The 286-nt window shown below is 63.3% G+C and carries 1 pseudogene; it reads left to right on the forward strand.

Going from position 1 to position 286, the window contains the following annotated elements:
* A pseudogene (locus IG54_RS38965) lies at positions 1-286 on the forward strand (trehalose synthase); the annotation flags it as partial.

The following is a 286-nucleotide window of genomic DNA, read 5'->3' on the forward strand; positions in this document are numbered from 1 at the left end:
CCTCAAACGCGTCCGCACCGAGATCGACGCCCACTACCCCGACACCGTCCTGCTCGCCGAGGCCAACCAATGGCCCGAGGACGTCGTCGACTACTTCGGCGACTACACCAAAGGCGGCGACGAATGCCACATGGCGTTCCACTTCCCCGTCATGCCCCGCATCTTCATGGCCGTACGCCGCGAATCCCGCTACCCCGTCTCCGAAATCCTCGCCAAAACCCCCGCCATCCCCAAAAACTGCCAATGGGGCATCTTCCTGCGCAACCACGACGAACTCACCCTGGAG

It is taken from the genome of Streptomyces sp. NRRL S-920 (assembly GCF_000717945.1).
Classification (GTDB): domain Bacteria; phylum Actinomycetota; class Actinomycetes; order Streptomycetales; family Streptomycetaceae; genus Streptomyces; species Streptomyces alboniger.